This is a genomic window from Marinibium conchae (assembly GCF_015595035.1).
Taxonomy (GTDB): domain Bacteria; phylum Pseudomonadota; class Gammaproteobacteria; order Enterobacterales; family Alteromonadaceae; genus Glaciecola.
Window position 1 is genome coordinate 272350 of sequence record NZ_JADNRN010000004.1, and the last position, 17507, is coordinate 289856.

A 17507-nucleotide genomic window follows, 5' to 3' on the forward strand; every position below is an offset into this window, starting at 1 on the left:
CCTATGCTTATTAACGCCTTTTGCTTCGTTCTTATTAGCTTGTTTTCGACAGCAAGTGTTGCAGCTGATGACACGACATTATTCGAACCCAATAAGAGCTCACAAACCGAAGAGTTACGTGTTGTTTCTCTCTCCCCCCATCTGAGCGAAATCGTCTTTGCTTTGAATAGGCAAACAAATTTAGTGGCTGTGAGCGATTACAGTGACTACCCCTTCGGCCAAGGTTGCTTAAACCAAGCTTGCTCAATTAAAGCACCGTCTGTAGCAAGTTATCAAGGAGCTGACATTGCTCAAATCGTTCGCCTACAACCTACTCATATCCTAGCATGGGATGGCGGCAATAAGGCCCAAGACCTTGCTCGTTTGGAGCAACTAGGATTCACTGTTTATCGATCTGCACCTAAAAATGTGAGTGATTTACTCGAGGAAATAGAAGATATTGCTTTACTTTTACATGCTAAAAGCGAGGGCGCTACTTTGCTAAAGTCATTACGCACTCAATTTAGTCGCATAAAAGAAAGCCATATTGGCAAGCATAAAAGCGCCGTCTATTACATGAATAGCCAGCCATTGAGTGGCGTAGCAAACGACCCATGGCTCAACTCCCTACTTGCAAGCTGCGGGATCAGCAATGTTTACCAAGACTTAACAGCTGGCTTTGTGCAGTTTTCCCTAGCCGATATTATTCGAAAACAACCCGAATTAATTATTGCCGCCTTAAATGATAATAAAGCAAACATAGAGACATTTTGGAATATGCACGAAAGTGTGCTTTCCCCTAAATTACTGCAAGTAAATCCAGACGCATTACACCGCTTTACCCCAAGAGTGCTTCCAGCACTAGAAAAGCTATGCGAACAAGCCTATCTTTGACTATCTATTTTCTTCTACTATATTTAGAGCATCACAATGTAATATCTTAAGTAATTGATACAAAGGTGGGCTCCATGCAAGTCAAAACACTAGGCAACCGTTTTATTCTGCTCCTAAGCACCCTCCTATGTTGTGCACTCTTGTCTTCGGTCACATATGCTGATGATCATATCAGTACAGAAAGTTTCGAAAACTTACCTACAAGTAAGCGTCTTCTTCTGGATGTGCGAAGTGTTAAAGAATACAGTAAAGGACATATTCCTAGTTCGGTAAACATGCCACTTGAAGAAATTACAAGCAGCATAGAGCGGCTCTCGGAATTCAAAGACTTCCCCATTATTGTCTACTGCGAACACGGCGAACGCGCAAGTAAAGCGATCACAATGCTCGTAAATAATGGCTTTACCAACGTTAAACATCTTCAAGGAGATATGTTAGAGTGGACGAGAGAACAACGGGCAGTTAACTCGTTGAATTAAAAATAAAGGCTGCTTCATTAATGTCGTCTCTGCTGTCTGAAGTCAAAAGCGCTGCAAAAACGAATCTCATACCAGGCCTTATTCTTCAATCCTTTGCCCTATTAATTGTTTTTCTCTATTTCAAAGTGCCAGCAACTGCACCTGCATTTCTGTTCGCCGCTGAGCTCAAACTTCAATACCCGAGTGTTTTTGCTATTGTATCAACCTCAATATTTGGTGGTTTGCTGCCATATCTATTTCTAATAATAAAAGGAAAAGTGCTCAAAAACTGGCTGTACCATTTGCTCTTTTTCATTGTCGTCTGGGCTTTTATGGGCTGGCTTATTGATAGTTTTTACGTGCTTCAAAGCGATTGGTTTGGCAATAACAATGAATGGCAAACAGTGTTAAAAAAGACCCTCACCGATCAGTTTATTTTTAGCGTTTTTATTACTAGCCCCTTGATAACCTTGCTGTATATGTGGAGAGAAACAGAATTTAATTTTAGTGAGTGCATCGACAATTTGCGAAGCAACTATTTATTTCATAGACTCCCCGCAACCATTGTCAGCACTTGGTGTGTATGGCTTCCAGCGGTGGTCCTTATATACACCATGCCTTCAAGTCTGCAATTGCCATTATTTAACCTAGTACTTTGCTTTTTTGTATTGCTATTGAGCGCGCTCGGCAAAGACTAAGCGAACGCGCCGCAGTGGCAGTAGCTTAAAAGTATTTAAACTAGATTAGTGTAATGCGTGCAAATTTGCGCTTACCTACTTGATATACGGCCACACCCTTTTCATTTAATACCAAGCGCGTATCGTCCACTTTTTCGCCATCAATCTTGACTGCGCCTTGCTTGATCATGCGCATTGCATCCGACGTTGAAGCGACCAAATTTGCTTGCTTCAGGAGGTTGCCAATTGCAATTCCTTCTCCTGCGTCAATTTCCAACTCAGGCATATCATCAGGTATCGCATTTTTTTGGAAGCGCTGAATAAAATCTTGCAAAGCAGCATCTGCATCACTTTCGCTATGAAAACGAGCAATAAGTTCCTGAGCTAAGGCAATTTTTACATCTCGCGGATTTTTGCCACCCTCAACATCGCGTTTAAGTTGCTGAATGTCGTCAATGGGTTTAAAGCTCAATAATTCGTAATAACGCCACATTAATTCGTCAGAAATCGACATCACTTTGCCAAACATGTCGGTTGGCGAATCGGTGATGCCAATGTAATTGTCTAAAGACTTAGACATTTTTTGAACACCATCTAAGCCTTCAAGAAGCGGCATCATAAGAACGGTTTGCTGTTTTTGACCCTGATTTTTTTGCAGTTCTCTACCCATCAACAAGTTAAAGCGCTGATCAGTGCCACCAAGTTCCACGTCTGCTTCAAGTGCCACTGAATCCCACCCCTGAACCAAGGGGTAGAGAAATTCATGTATTGCGATGGGTTGTCCATTAGCATAGCGCTTCTTGAAGTCGTCCCTTTCCAACATGCGAGCCACCGTCTGACTCGCTGCCAAGCGAATCATGCCGTCGGCACCAATTTTATCAAACCACTCTGAATTAAAACGAATCGTTGTCTTTGCTGGGTCTAATATCTTAAATACTTGTTCCTGATAGGTTTTAGCATTTTCAAGAACTTGTTCTTTGGTTAATGGCTTACGAGTCACGTTTTTACCGGTTGGATCACCGATTAAACCAGTGAAGTCGCCAATTAAAAAGATAACTTCATGTCCTAAGTTCTGAAAGGTACGTAGCTTATTTATTAAAACTGTATGTCCTAAATGTAGGTCTGGCGCGGTAGGATCGAAGCCTGCTTTTATTTTTAAAGGCTTTCCAGCTTTTAGCCTATCAATAAGCTCTTCTTCAATTAAAATCTCGTCTGATCCGCGTTTTATTTCCGCGAATGCTGCTTGCCAATCTGTCATTACTTATTCCTGTGATACTGAAGGTATTAAAACTGACACTGTTGTCGAGCTTCATAACCTACTAAATTAATTGAGTTTTAATTGAGCCAACATTTTACTTGCTCTAAACCTACCATTAATTGCAAATTAAATAGCAGCGATTTTGAACCTTTACGCTGGATTCAAGACTAAAATCATTATATTCTGGTGTTTTGAATTGGTGCTATTTTACGGTCGTATGATTACGAATACAATAAAACAACTCCCAAAACCACATCGTTTAACCTTAGCGTGCGTTGCTGCGATATTAGTGGTCTTAGCCTTGTTTCCGTCTGACTCTGTTAAGGCGTCGCGGAATCTTGAGGTAAAACAGCTAGTTCCGGGGGTCAAATACGACATTACTCTTCCTCAGTTAAGGTCCAGTGATGTTCCTAAGTCGCTTCACGACGAGACGGAAAATTGGACGACGCATAAAGTAAGCAGCGGCGACACCCTTGCTCGCATTTTTTCTAACCTAGGCTTATCGCCTACCGATACACACAATGTTAGCAGCGCCGGCAAGTTAGCCAAAAACTTAACTAAGATTAAACCCGGTGACCTACTTTATATTCAAATTGACGAAAACAAGCAGTTTCAATCATTGCGTTACCCCTTATCGAAAACGGAAACCCTCAGTATAAAGAAAAATGCGAATGATAAGCTCGAAAGTGACATATTGGTGCAGCAAGTCGAAACAGTACTGAACTTCGCCCAAGGTGAAATAAAGAGTAGCTTTTGGAATGCAGGTATCGACTCAGGGCTTACTTATAATCAAATTATGCGCCTTGCTGGCATTTTTGGATGGGATATTGATTTTGGCCAAGAGATACGTCAGGGCGACACCTTCAATGTCATTTTTGAAGAGCAGTATATCGACGGTGAATTTGTTGGTTTCGGTGATATAGTCGCAGCGGAGTTTATTAACCAAGGCGACGTGTTTCAAGCCATTAAATATGAAGATGGCAATTTCTACACACCCGACGGCCGAAGCATGCGCAAGAGCTTTCTACGTGCACCGGTGTCTTTCAAATATATAAGCTCTAGCTTCAAAAAGCGCAGATTCCATCCTGTTCAAAAGCGCTGGAAGGCTCATCGCGGTGTCGACTATGCTGCAAAAGTAGGAACGCCCGTTATGGCTGCAGGCGATGGAAAAGTCATCAAGGCAGCTTACGACCGTTATAATGGCCATCATGTATTCATTCAACATGGCGAAAAATATACGACAAAGTACCTGCATTTTTCCAAGCGCGCGGTTAAGAAAGGTGACACTGTAAAGCAAGGGCAAACGATCGGATACTTAGGAGCCACTGGTATGGTCACAGGGCCGCATCTACATTATGAATTTTTGGTTAATGGTGTTCACAGGAATCCACGAACAGTCAAGCTACCTCAAGCCGAACCTATTGCTAAGTCTGAGGCGGCTAAATTTGCAATTATTGCAGATAAAAAAGTTGCTATGTTGGACAACAACAAACGAATCATGCTCGCCATGCATGTTGCCGAGTAACAACTAGGCAACCATAGCTTGTTTACGTGTGACGAGGCTGAGCTTTTCTAACGAGGCAATCCAACCATACTGTTGATGAAGCATGTCCTCTTCTCGCTTGAAACCACTTTGACTTAAGCGAATTGAGGTTGTTGTGTCATTGTCACAAGTAAACGCTATACTCACTTTGGTAATATCGTTAGTATCTTCCCATCGCCATGTGAAGCAAAGCTCCTCGTTTTGATTGATCGATTCGTAACTGCCGATAATGGTTTGTTGGAAACCGTCAGGTGATTGCAAAATTAAGCGGTAATTGCCACCTTCAGTAAAGTTAGACATGAACTGAGATACCATCATGTTTCCCGGTGCAAACCACCGTACTAATACGTTGGGGTCATGAAACGCACTATAAACATCGTTTAGACCGGCGTTCAATGTCCCGTTGATGGTAAAATCATACATGGTATCTACTTCACTTTTTATTGTTACTTGTGTTAAAAATTATATCGGCTATTTTCTGATTTTCTTCACCTAAAATTAAGACTTTTTGTATGTTCAAACTTGCTATAGTTTCAAGAGATCACAAAGAATATGAGCGGGCATTTACTGCGAAAAAGTGTCTTGGAGCATTTGAGAATGTCGAGCTACTTTGGTCTGGTGCTAGTGTAGAGGGCTTTTCGGGCCTTGCAGATGTAGAACTCATCTTGGCGAATCCGAACATTGCCGCTCAGTTTGTCCATCATTGCGATAAGCTACGCTGGCTTCAGTCAACATGGGCAGGCGTTAAACCGCTTATTGACGTCACTAAAAGAGACTATCATCTAAGCGGCTTAAAAGATGTTTTTGGTGGTCAAATGCGCGAATATGTGATGGCTTATATTCTATACTTTCAGCGCAAAATTGGAGATTTCGGCACCTATCAGCAACAAAAAAACTGGCAGCAGCAAACGCTCCCCACGCTCAAAGGAAAACGTCTTGGCATTATGGGCCTTGGCAATATTGGTTACGAAGTGGCAATTGCAGCTAAAGCCTTTGATATGAAAGTATATAGTCTAAATGCCCGTTCTCGTCCGAGCGTCGCAAACCAACACTTCTTTCTAAATGACGTTCAGAGCTTTGTGCAACACTGCGATGTTATACTGAACTTGCTTCCCCACACAGACACAACCAACGGACTATGTGACAAGGCCTTTTTTGAGGCCCTCAATCCTGCTACGCTTTTCATTAATGCAGGGAGAGGAAATGTCATTGCAAACGACGATGATATCGTGGCAGCACTTGATGACGGACGTTTATGCGGCGCTGTACTCGACGTATTTAAAACTGAGCCTTTGCCATCGAGCCATGTATATTGGGAAACGAAGAACCTTTTGGTAACAAACCATACCGCTGCATCTAGTCAGCACACCTTGGTGTGGGAATTTTTTGAACAAAACCTTAATTGTTTCGTCAACGGCGGTACACCGGAAGGGATCATCAATTTCGAGCGAGGTTACTAGCGTTCACTATCAAATGGCGATAAAGTGAGTTATTCCGGTCGAATTTAGCACTAAAGTTTAATTGAGAAATACACTTTAGTGACTCACACTTAGCATATTCATCAAGCGTCTTTCTGTGTGACTCTTGAACAATACACATGTATTTACCATCTATGGCTACTATCAATGGCTTCCATCAACAAAACACCTAATCCAGATAAATTAATTGTCAGTCAGTTCAATAATGGAGCAAGGATTTGAGAATTTCCTATAAATTGATGTTTATCGTTGTATTAACGCTCATCGAAATTAGCATCACTCTTTGGTCTGTTGTAGAGCTCTCAAAAGGTGCGACCTTGCATCAACTAAATTCTTTACATCTTAAAAACAGTGCTATCTTTTCTCGGCAAGTCAGTGATTTTGTTAGTGACATTGATACTGACATTGACACAAAAGTGAATTCGATGGAAAAGACCGTACTAGAAATAAAACAGCAACCTTTGGACTGCTTAGATATCGTAAATGCACTAAATATCATCATAATGAAAGCTATTGGCACTTATGAAGCTTATCTGCTTTGCGAAAAAGACATTAAGGATGTGGATAAAGCTTTGGATAGCATTGACCAGTTTAGAGCGCAGAAACTTAGTCTGCCAGCCTTTCTAAGTAACATGGAAGCATCCGCAATAATATTTACAGAAAATTCAGCTCTGTTTGAAAAACCCATCACGCAAACAGTTAATTTTCTCTTAGCGGTTTTCATTCCTTTAGTTGTTATTATTTCACTGTTAAACATTTTACTTATTACCTTCTTGTCGAGGAATATTACCCAATCAATTGGCAGCACCATTCGGGTAATGAAGGAAAAGAATTCGTCTCTCTCTCAAGAGGATATTTTTGCGACGACTACGGGTGAGTTACGGGAACTTTTGATCGTAGCAAGTGAGCGAGCACGGGAGACGGTATTGCAAGAAGAGATTAATGAAAAACTTGAGCAACTTGTATTCAAGCGGACCGAATCGCTGAGTCACGCTAATGACGAACTCACTAGATTTGCTTACAGAACATCACATGACTTAAAGGGACCGGTCTCTGCTTCTAAAAGCCTTGCCCAGTTCATTCAACAAGATATTGATGCAGGCAACTATACGGCAGCAAAAGCCGATGCAATGAAGGTAGAGTTGCAAATGAAAGATCTAGAAGCCCATATAAGTGGTATTTTGTCATTGACTAAAGCGACAGAAATTGAAGACTCATCCAATATCATCAATGTCGCGGAACTCCTAAGAGAAAGGATCGCTGTTTTAGAGAGGCGGTCGACAGAGCCCAAGCTTGATATCAGAATGACTGCCGACGATAAGTTATTTTTCGAGGCAAATAAGGTGAGATTGCAACAAGTAGTTGATAATCTGCTAAGCAATGCCGTTAAATACCGTGACAGGCGTTTAACAAGTTGGTTAACTATAAGCGCAAATATTGATAAAAACAGCCTCAATTTATGCTTCGAGGATAATGGTGTAGGCTTTCCTGAAAATAGAGAAAAAGAAGCGTTCGAGATGTTTACTCGCTTTCATAGCTCCTTAAGCTCAGGATCAGGTTTGGGCCTAGCAATAGTAAAAAAACATATAGAATTAATGGGAGGCTCGATAAGCATATCGCCCTCACAAGCAAGCACGGAATCACTAGGGTCTGTTATTGAGATTAATATACCAGCACCTAACAATACGGTAGTTGAATAAGCATATGCAAAACGAGAAATTAATGAACAACATAAGCGCACTCATCATTGATGATAGTGAAATAAATCGCTACATACTTAATAGGCAACTGAAGCTTGTGGGTATAGAGCATATTTTTGAGAACGACGATGGTAGTAGCGCCCTATCCTTTCTCTCTGCGCTTGAAGAAAACATGCGCACACTTAAAGAAAAGTTCCCTCCAACCATTATATTCCTCGACATAAACATGCCTATTGTTAATGGCTTTGACTTTCTTGAGCGTTTTGTTGAAATGGCTAAAGAAAAAGCATACCAACGCTGCAAAGTAGTCATCTATTCGTCTTCCAGTTTAGAAGAAGATAAAGAGCGGGCGCTCAGCTTCGACTGCGTGAGCGATTATTTGGTGAAAGGCGATAGCAGCCTTGACGAGCTGAAATTAGTAGTGGAAAGACTTCACTAGTGTAATTGCTCTCTGAGCGAGACACTATAATAATTAGTACTTGTAACCAGCATGAGAATTTTTAAGGTGATAATATGTGGCTTGGGCGTAGTCCCCTTTCACACCACCGTTATTTTGGTTATACACACCAGCTTTAAAATACATAAATTGATCACCACCGTCGTAACCGCTTCTCGACATATTATAACTACCAGTAATGTTTTTCTTACCCTCTCTAATCAAGGTAACATATAATATTTCATTTTCTACCGACACTTTATAGGAAAATTTTTCGTTCAACTCTATGCCATCGGCAGGATTCTCTAGTGTATTTGACTTAGAACCAACTAACCTGACAGTTGCATCCAATACGCCATTTACCTCATGAATAAAGTACACCGAGCCTTTAGAGTTACCTGGCAATTTTCGATAATACAAACGAAGCGGTTCATGTTTTGTGGCGTTGATCTGTGCGATAGCGACGCGTCCAATCATGTCTTCGTCACCGCTGGTTGACACTCGATTTACCGCAAGAGTCCCTTCCAAACTCCCATCGATACCACCCGCTTTTCTTTTCATGGAGCCATGTGCGGACCCAAAAACCCAATTATTTTTGTTAACGCCACTGACTTTAACTCTCGGGTTGCCTCGACGCAGCATCTCACGCAATTCTGTTCGTGAGTACTTTGCATTCAATGAAGGTGTAGAGCCAATATTGGGACAGGCCATAACAAGCCCCCCATCACCGCCAGTATAAAAAAAAGGTTTAAGTTCAAAGCCCTTATCTAAAGCTGGCTCATAGATAATGTCTGCTTTTTTGTCTTTATTAATATCAGTTGGCAGGGTGAGCGACCAGTCTTGTAGATCGAAGTTTTGGCTTGGTTTTTTTCTAGGGTCAAGTGTTGATAAATCGCCAAGCAAGCGCCCCTGCTCAAGATTAGCATGTGGACCATGCTCACTTGGTCTGGAGTTTTGGGAAAATACCGCTGAGGACATCATTATTAACAATACGGTGATGTTAACTGATAGCACTTTACTTATTTTCATTAATATATCCCTATTTACTGCTGGTGCGATAGTCCAATTAACTATTTGGCATGCGAGCAATGCTGCTAAGAACCACAGCACCAATGCAATTACCAAAAAATGATTTTTGGTAATACAATTTCACTATACATTGTTAAGCTCAATGTTATCCAATTTACTTGCAATTAACAATTTAATTTTTCATTTGGATTATATAAAAGGAGATGAATGCAGGGATTATTAGGAATTAAGAGTGAAGTGCTAGCGTATTTAGAACAATATTGGTTAACAATAGTATCAATATCAGCTTATTTTAGTCGCTGTGAGAATCAGCTTACATTACTGACACAAGACTTTTGTATCAGCTTTGTTTACATTGGCTATGCTAGATGAAGCATTATGCGACTTAAAACTAAAATCTTTTATTGCTTCCTTTTCTGTTTTAGCTTCTGCACTGACACTTGCCAATATCTCATTTTTGAGACGGCTTCCAACATCTACTCCGCTTACACATTCTTCAGCCTCTATCGTTCCAGTATTAATCGCGATATTTTGTTTATCTATCATCACAGATTCTGTGTAATCAAGCTTTGCCTCATCTCTGTATTGCTGCGCTAACTCACTTCCCTTTTGTTGGCAAGGCACAGGACTATCACAAAACTGAATGCAGCTGTCGAACAATTCAGGCACTTCGCGCGAACAACTACTTTTGCAATTTGTCTCTACTGTGTTGCAGGCTGAATACTGACGGTGTTGCCACTTAGCAATCTCAGCGAACTTTTTGTCTAACTTCCATTTGTTCGCTTTAGTACCTTGCTCATATGACTGCTTAGACACTGAAGGTGCAGGGTTTTGCTTGACAACCGCTTCCTTTGACAACAGATTTTGACTTACAGCCAGGACGATTAAGAAGGTTGATAATTTTGCTATAAGCTTAAAATAATTCATGTTATCACTCGGTAAATTTGCTCAATTAGGATAGTTGATAAATACGACCTGCTTAGTAGTGGCTATAGTCAACGTATCACATTTTATTGGTAATAAAGTAGCATGACGAAACTGAATCTAAGCTGACTGACTGAGTAGTTTAGTCATTGCTTGGTTAAACAATCTTAACCATGTGCCGCTTACTTGGCCTTTAAAGTTCTTATTTAGTGCAATAACAGCATCTTTTTTCGATATTTTTTCAGTTGATCTTGGGTTTATCATGCTGTCGTAGCGATCAAGTATACCAAGTAACTTAGCACCTTCGCATATTTGCTCACGCTTGAGGCCCAATGGATAACCGCTACCATCCATGCACTCATGATGTTCCATCACGATTTTTCTGGCTTCATCCCACAATGATAGGTTTTCGAGTAATCTAGCGCTCTTATAAACATGAGAACGCATTAAATTTTGCTCTAAACTGCTCAGAGCCTCTTTTTTATTGACCACTTCGGCCGGCATAAAAGACATCCCAAAATCATGTACATAGCACGCAACTGCTAATTGCGCTTCATCAATTGGCTGGTCGCTTAACTTGTTGATATAAAATGCTAATTTAGCAATTCGATCGCCTCGACCTTCCTCATAACCCACTCTTTTTTCAATAGGTTTCATTAATTCGCGAAAAAACAATAAGTCGACTTGCTGCTCAGGACTTAAATTTTGTGGGATACCTGTTCGTGCTAGACGAATTGGAGCTTCAGCAAACCCTTCTTCGCCTTGTTCTAAATTTCGACTGGGATCAATCAAATTGACTGCGTTAGCAAATAAGAACTCGTGACGGTTTTTATTACTTGGATTGATTTTGCTAATAACGTCGATGACTGAATTGTTGAGTTGCTCATCGTATTCTGCATATCCATTTTCCATGCAGCTTTCAACAAAGACCTTTACTTTATCCATCAGTAACAAGACTAAATCACTCATATTACTGGTGTAATCAATTTCACCTTTACGAAGCAAATCCAGAAGGTCTTCTAAATGCTGCAGTATGGCGATCATCGGCGTGAACGAGACCAAACCAAGATCACCTTTTATGGTATGTACAGACCTAAAAAGAGCTCGCTGCAACTCATTGTCTTTGGGTGTTAACTCTAACTCAATGAGAGTTTGCTCACTCGCTTCATATAGCTCGTTAATTTCATCCATTAAGTCGTGTAGAATGTCGTCTTCCAATTCTTCATGCTTAAATACTGGCATGTAACTGCTCTTTTAATGTCTATTCCAATGATAAGTATATCGGCTAATAGACAGATTTCATGTATTAAATTAATTGCTGCGCTATCATCAGTGAGAAATGTCCGTATAATTACCGATACTGTCAGTAATTTGGAATTTCTGTGCTAGCTATTATTCGTTTCATTGCACTTCTTGCTTATTTTATCGGTGTTAACGCCGTGTTGTTCGTTATATTTCTATTTCGCCCGTTTCACAGAAATAACGTGAACCTATGCGGCAAGATGTATGCGACCATGGCCACTATCGTTGGGCTCAAAATTGAACTGCGGGTATCTAAGCAAATTGATCCGAACAAAAATTATATATTTATAGCGAACCATCAAAATAGCTATGACCTCATTACTATATGCAAAGCTGCGCTTCCAGGTGTTGTCACTGTTGGCAAAAAGAGCCTGAAGTGGATCCCCATTTTTGGTGTCATATACTGGCTGTCGGCTAATATCATGATAGACCGAAAAAATACCGGGCGAGCACGCGACACGCTCACCGCAACGCTAGAGAAGATGCGTGCAAATAAATTGAGCATTTGGTTTTTCCCTGAAGGCACTCGCAGTTATGGACGAGGTTTACTGCCATTTAAGACGGGTGCATTTAGACTTGCCCTTGCAGCGAAAGAGGCTATTGTGCCGGTGTGCGCAAGTGAATTACACAACAAGGTCAAATTAAATCGGTGGAATAACGGTACAGTGGTCATAGAAGCCTTAGCACCAATCGAAATGCCTGAAGGTATGAGTGCAAAAGAATTGTCAGTGTATTACCACGAAATAATGGCTAAAAAAATCGCTGAGCTCAATATTGAAGCCCAGAATATTGATGGGCAACATCGAAGCGTATAAGCCAATAGCACATTGCAACAAAAACAGGACAAACAGGACGAATTATGAGTCAACATGATGCATCACAGTGGTATGAATTTAATAAAGAGACTATCGAGGCATTGACTGCTGATGGCACTGATATATCGAAGCCACATCAGATAGAGCATCACATAGCTAGCAGTGATTTTGACGCATTAGAGAAAGCCGCCGTCGACGCTTTTAAAGCAGGTTTCGAGGTAACTGATGCGGAAGAGCTAATGTTGGATGATGGTGAAACGGTATTTTGCTTCGACGCAATTGTTGAAAAAAAACTATCGCTAGATGTTTTTAATGCTGATTCAGACAAACTAATCGCAATTGCTGATAAACACAAAGTCTTCTACGATGGCTGGGGAACTTATTTCATAGGCGATGGCGCACTAGGCCCAGACCAGATCGATAATAGCGACAACTTTGACGAGTACGATGACTAGAGTCGCTAACTTAGTCAGCTAAGGTTCAGCTAATTTTCAGATTCTGTTCAGCTTCACTGAGCCATACTCTACAACAAGTTTTAAACTAAAGGTTGTAGATTATGGCTATCCAATTCACCAAAACACTGCTTGCTTCTTTTGCACTCACATTATTTTCTGGTGCTTCAATTGCTAATGCGAATAACTCTTCAGAGGCGGCAACGCAAAAAGTTGAACCCCGCAACACTGAGCAAAAGCAAGTAAGTGCTAAAGAGTATCAACCGAGCCTCATTGATGCCGAAGGTAATCCTTTCATTACAGCGAAGTCACTGAGTGATGGTAAACAACGCAAGCTAAGTAGCAGCTCTTCGAACAAGGCTAAAAACGACCTTATTGCAACACCCAAGTCAAGCCAAAACAAAACGATTTCACTCAGTAGGGAAATGGCGAGAGCAAGTGATGACCCAGATTTTTGGATCTACGACAGCTATATCACTCTTGATGCTGACATCGACTACGATGGTTACTACTCGGCCTTCACCTTAGAGTTCGATGTTGACACCATTTATAACCAAGCAGCAATATATGCTGAAGTTTACTCGACGACAACTGATGTGTTTTCACTGTTTTATACAACTGACATTTATCGAATCAACAGCGATAGCACAAATGATTCAATAGTCATAGAGAACACGTTACTTTCCGGCTTTCCCAGCAATGATTATGAGCTGATGGTGGTCGTTTATGATGCCGACACCGATGAAGTTGTCGCTGTGTCTGACGGTACTGATGATGCCGACTTAGCTTTTATTAGTTTAGAAAGTGAAAACTATGAGTATGTCGAGCCAGTGGATGTTGTGGTTGTTGAGCGTGGAGGGTCGACAGGCGTTTGGCTGCTAGTAAGCCTAACACTTGCCACTTTGCTTAGAAGAGCGATCATCAGGGCTGTCTAATAAAAGCTAAGAGCATTGATCTTTCCGCTAATGGCCAAGATCAATGCCGATACTCTTTCACATTGACGATTGTTGGCTGATCAGGGCTTTTAAATTAATAAGACGAGTTTTATAAGCGTTATTTTCGACATTTTCAATGAGGCTTTTTTGAATAGTCATCTCTCTCATCTTAAGCGCTTCATTGAGCTGACCATTTGCTTCAAGGCCATCTGCCAAACTGTCATATGCATCAGCCTTATATGAATAATTTTCTACATTGATTCTAAATATTTCAATCGCTTTGGCGAAGTTTTTGGCTTTTAGTGCGTTGTAACCAGCACTATTTATTGCACGGTAGGAAGCTTGTATTGGGTAACCAAATTTATCCGACTGCTTTTTATAATAGGCATTGATCGCGGGTAAGCCCTGAGCAATTATCTCGTCGGGGCATTGCAATGACCTATAAAGATGACGAAAAGCGTGTGTTTGTCCAATAAGGGCTGTAGTTCCGTGAGATTCGTTAACGTCAATATCTGCGTGATAACTAAATTCGCTACGAGCATTTGTTTTCAATATTTCGGTATATACCTCAAATGCGGTGAGCATATTTCCGGTTTCATTTCCTAAGTTTATATACAAGAAGTTATTTAATGCAGTATCAGTACCAAAGAAAGTCTTTGCATTTTCCATGATGACCTGATTGTGCCACCATATACTTGGGCTGAAAGCAAAATGCGCTTGAAAAAGGTGCGGCCTTGACTGCAACGAGTACAGTGCCAATAAACCTCCCAAAGAATGACCAGATAGTATTTTAAAGTTGTTAGCGCGGTAATTTTTATTAACATATGGAACTAACTCTTTTTCGATAAAATCCAAAAAGTTATCAGCACCACCAGAAGTGCCCCATCGATTGTAGTTTTCATCATAGGTGGGCGTATAATCTCTCGATCTATGAGTATTTTTGATCGCAATAATGATCATTTCTTGCGACTTTCCATCTTGATTCAGAAAATCAAGAGTACCTGCGGTATGACTAAAGTTTCTCTGGCCATCCAAAAGATAAAGTACGGGGTAACTCAAGTCAGTATTTTGATAATAATTATTTGGCAGGCGCACTATCAGTTCGCGCTTTTCGCCTAATATCTTAGACGGTAAACTGTCGAGTTTCGATTCCCCCCGCAAACTTGCATGTGCACTGGTAGAAGCAATCAAAAATAAAACAATAACTATCGCAAATATACTTTTTAACATCAAATATTCCTTTAATCTGATAGGTTTCCACCTGTTATATTATTCGTATATCATCAAAATCTAATAGGGCAAATGAAGGATAAAAAAACGCCCAACACTGAATCACAGTAAAGGGCGTTTTGAATGTTTTAGCAAGCTAATATTGATTGCTAAGCTAAAGAATCTTCAAACATAAGACCGCTTTATTCGCTTATTCCATGAGAAAGTAAGGTAAATGCATACTCTTCGGCATAATCGCGCAAACGACCATAACGACCGCTGTTTGCAAAGTGCCCGGCGCCCATATTTATGCGCATAACTAATAGGTTGTCATCAGTTTTCAGATCACGCATTTTTGCAGTCCACTTTGCAGGCTCCCAATACGTTACTCGAGGATCATTTAAGCCGCCGGTTACCAGCATAGGAGGATACTCTCGGGCTTCTATATTGTCGTAAGGAGAATAACTCTGGATGTAATCATAGGCAACAGGATCTTCAATAGGATTACCCCATTCAGTCCACTCAGGCGGTGTAAGAGGCAGTGTAGCGTCTAACATGGTGTTCAATACATCTACGAAAGGAACACCTAAATTCACTGAACTCCATAATTCAGGAGCTTGAATGGTGACAGCCCCCATAAGCTCACCACCGGCACTTCTACCTGAAATACTGATATTTCCTTTAGCAACATACTTTTCGTCAATTAAGTGGCGAGCCACGTCAACAAAGTCGTTAAAGGTATTAGTTCTCTTAGTAAGCTTGCCGTCGAGATACCATTGATACCCTAGCATGTCGCTGCCGCGGACATGAGCGATGGCATAAGACATTCCACGGTCGAGCATACTTAAGCGAAGCGTTGAGAAGCGCGGATCAACGGTGGAACCGTATGCGCCGTAACCATACAACATCATAGGTTGGCTACCATCTTTTTTAAAGTCTTTGTGATAAACCAAAGTCACAGGCACTTCAACACCATCTCGTGCTGGTGCCATGATGCGCTCGGTACGGTAGTTAGTCTTATCGTAGCCTGATGGGATCTCTTGAACCTTCTTAGTTTCAAGCGTCTTATCAGCTAGCTTGTAATCGAATACCGTATTAGGCGTGATCATCGACGTGTAACTCAAACGGATAAAGTCTTGACTGAACTCTGGGTTGTTATTGAATCCAACCGAGAATACGTTTTCGGGAAAAGCAATGTCATGACTTGCACCTTTGTAATCGCTTACCATCATGCGCTCAATGCCGTTCTCGCGAATTGAAGCAACCATAAAGTCTTTGAACAAAGCGACACCTTGTAAATAACTCTTGTCGGAGCCTGCAATTACTGTTTCCCACTTCTCGTAGCTTGGGTCCGTATCGGCTACTTTCGCTAAGCGAGAATTCACGTGAGTGTCGTTCGTAACGATGTAAAAATAGCCATTCGCATGATCAACAGAGTTATTAAAACCCTGCTCTCTCGATACCATTTTTATTGGTGTGGCATAAAGGTCGTTTGCTGGCACCACGTAAGTTTCAGACTTGTCGCTTTGGCCACTGCTTATCACGATGTACTCTTCGCTGCTCGTTTTACCGAAGCCAATAAAAAAGCCATCATCATTTTCAGTAAAAATCACCTTATCGTCAGCTTGCTTACTGCCTAACTTGTGTACATTTACGCTTTTGGTGAACCAACGTTCATCATCTAAGCGACCATAAACCAAGGTCTCACTGTCGGCACCAAAAGTTATGCTACCGCTGGTATCGGTAATTTCATCGCTTAGCATGTCACCGCTCACTAAGTCTTTGATTACTATCTTATAACGCTCGTCACCATTGGTATTATAGGCATAGGCTAAATACCGGTTATCAGGGCTAATACTCGCACTACCCATGCTGAAGTAATCATAAGGCTTAGCTATGTCAGGCACGCTTAAATACACCTCAAAGGTATCTGAATCTAACTTTCTACGACTGTAAGTTGGGTACTCGTCGCCTTTATTGTAATAACGCTTATATTCATAACCGTTGGATACATAAGGTACAGACTTGTCCTCATCATTTGTGCGACCTTTGAACTCTTCAAAGAGTGTGTCGACAAACGCGCTATGCGGTGCTAAAAATGCATTAAAATAGGCATTTTCTTGATTCAGATAATCAATAACGGGCTGATCATTTACCTCTGGGTACCCTTGGTCCTTCAACCAGTTGTATGGGTCGCTTAAGGTTTTGCCATGGTACTCGGCCGTAAAGGCAATTTTTTTTGCCACCGGTGCCGGCATGTCCAAAGCCTTCAACCTTTCGAATTCTTGTGGCGCTACTTTTGCCATCGATTCTGCCTCTTTATTTTCTGACTCAGTTGATGGTGAACACCCGAGCATGCCGATTGAACTCGCAACTACAATAGCTGGAATTAACGTGGTTAGTTTCATATCCCTGTCC

17 protein-coding genes are annotated in these 17507 nt (G+C 41.1%); 10 read left to right on the forward strand and 7 right to left on the reverse strand.

The features are described 5' to 3' along the window. Positions 1-3: 3 nt before the first annotated feature. From ISG33_RS16150 to ISG33_RS16160, 3 genes are all read left to right on the forward strand, one after another. On the forward strand, positions 4-873 hold the full coding sequence (locus ISG33_RS16150) for a helical backbone metal receptor (RefSeq protein ID WP_195734661.1): 870 nt from the start codon (positions 4-6) through the stop codon (positions 871-873). 74 nt (positions 874-947) lie between these two features. Beyond that, positions 948-1352, forward strand: coding sequence for a rhodanese-like domain-containing protein (locus ISG33_RS16155; RefSeq protein WP_195734662.1), 405 nt, complete (start codon positions 948-950; stop codon positions 1350-1352). 20 nt (positions 1353-1372) lie between these two features. Next, positions 1373-2029 (forward strand): hypothetical protein, encoded by a 657-nt coding sequence (locus ISG33_RS16160; RefSeq protein WP_195734663.1) that lies wholly within the window; start codon positions 1373-1375, stop codon positions 2027-2029. A gap of 40 nt (positions 2030-2069) precedes the next feature. On the opposite strand, the gene tyrS is transcribed toward ISG33_RS16160, so the two are convergent. Continuing rightward, positions 2070-3266 (reverse strand): tyrosine--tRNA ligase, encoded by a 1197-nt coding sequence (tyrS, locus tag ISG33_RS16165; protein ID WP_195734664.1) that lies wholly within the window; start codon positions 3264-3266, stop codon positions 2070-2072. A 217-nt stretch (positions 3267-3483) separates the two neighbouring features. Between tyrS and ISG33_RS16170 the strand changes: the two genes are divergently transcribed. Next, complete coding sequence (locus ISG33_RS16170; protein WP_195734665.1) at positions 3484-4791, forward strand: peptidoglycan DD-metalloendopeptidase family protein; 1308 nt, start codon at positions 3484-3486, stop codon at positions 4789-4791. A 3-nt stretch (positions 4792-4794) separates the two neighbouring features. On the opposite strand, the gene ISG33_RS16175 is transcribed toward ISG33_RS16170, so the two are convergent. Next, positions 4795-5232, reverse strand: coding sequence for an SRPBCC family protein (locus tag ISG33_RS16175; protein ID WP_195734666.1), 438 nt, complete (start codon positions 5230-5232; stop codon positions 4795-4797). 89 nt (positions 5233-5321) lie between these two features. On the opposite strand from ISG33_RS16175, the gene ISG33_RS16180 reads away from it, so the two are divergent. From ISG33_RS16180 to ISG33_RS16190, 3 genes are all read left to right on the forward strand, one after another. Continuing rightward, positions 5322-6269 (forward strand): NAD(P)-dependent oxidoreductase, encoded by a 948-nt coding sequence (locus tag ISG33_RS16180; protein WP_195734667.1) that lies wholly within the window; start codon positions 5322-5324, stop codon positions 6267-6269. A gap of 236 nt (positions 6270-6505) precedes the next feature. Next, positions 6506-7987: a sensor histidine kinase gene (locus ISG33_RS16185; protein WP_195734668.1), complete on the forward strand. Its 1482-nt coding sequence runs from the start codon at positions 6506-6508 to the stop codon at positions 7985-7987. Between the two features lie 22 nt (positions 7988-8009). After that, positions 8010-8426, forward strand: coding sequence for a response regulator (locus tag ISG33_RS16190; RefSeq protein ID WP_195734669.1), 417 nt, complete (start codon positions 8010-8012; stop codon positions 8424-8426). A 33-nt stretch (positions 8427-8459) separates the two neighbouring features. On the opposite strand, the gene ISG33_RS16195 is transcribed toward ISG33_RS16190, so the two are convergent. The 3 genes from ISG33_RS16195 to ISG33_RS16205 form a co-directional block, all read right to left on the reverse strand. Then, positions 8460-9452, reverse strand: coding sequence for a polysaccharide lyase family 7 protein (locus tag ISG33_RS16195; RefSeq protein WP_195734670.1), 993 nt, complete (start codon positions 9450-9452; stop codon positions 8460-8462). A gap of 318 nt (positions 9453-9770) precedes the next feature. Then, positions 9771-10379, reverse strand: coding sequence for a hypothetical protein (locus tag ISG33_RS16200; RefSeq protein WP_195734671.1), 609 nt, complete (start codon positions 10377-10379; stop codon positions 9771-9773). A 117-nt stretch (positions 10380-10496) separates the two neighbouring features. Continuing rightward, positions 10497-11618: an HD-GYP domain-containing protein gene (locus ISG33_RS16205; RefSeq protein WP_195734672.1), complete on the reverse strand. Its 1122-nt coding sequence runs from the start codon at positions 11616-11618 to the stop codon at positions 10497-10499. A gap of 140 nt (positions 11619-11758) precedes the next feature. Here ISG33_RS16205 and ISG33_RS16210 point away from each other — a divergent pair, with 140 nt between their 5' ends. The 3 genes from ISG33_RS16210 to ISG33_RS16220 all read left to right on the forward strand — a co-directional run bounded on the left by ISG33_RS16210 (position 11759) and on the right by ISG33_RS16220 (position 13880). Next, on the forward strand, positions 11759-12493 hold the full coding sequence (locus ISG33_RS16210) for a 1-acylglycerol-3-phosphate O-acyltransferase (RefSeq protein WP_195734673.1): 735 nt from the start codon (positions 11759-11761) through the stop codon (positions 12491-12493). A gap of 44 nt (positions 12494-12537) precedes the next feature. Beyond that, positions 12538-12948, forward strand: coding sequence for a ribonuclease E inhibitor RraB (gene rraB / locus ISG33_RS16215; protein ID WP_195734674.1), 411 nt, complete (start codon positions 12538-12540; stop codon positions 12946-12948). Between the two features lie 101 nt (positions 12949-13049). Further along, complete coding sequence (locus ISG33_RS16220; RefSeq protein ID WP_195734675.1) at positions 13050-13880, forward strand: choice-of-anchor H family protein; 831 nt, start codon at positions 13050-13052, stop codon at positions 13878-13880. A gap of 57 nt (positions 13881-13937) precedes the next feature. On the opposite strand, the gene ISG33_RS16225 is transcribed toward ISG33_RS16220, so the two are convergent. Further along, on the reverse strand, positions 13938-15110 hold the full coding sequence (locus ISG33_RS16225; RefSeq protein ID WP_195734676.1) for an alpha/beta hydrolase: 1173 nt from the start codon (positions 15108-15110) through the stop codon (positions 13938-13940). A gap of 182 nt (positions 15111-15292) precedes the next feature. Beyond that, the gene (locus ISG33_RS16230; protein ID WP_229333651.1) at positions 15293-17497 is read right to left on the reverse strand and encodes a S9 family peptidase; all 2205 of its coding nucleotides are present in this window, start codon (positions 17495-17497) and stop codon (positions 15293-15295) included. Between the last annotated feature and the right edge of the window lie 10 nt (positions 17498-17507).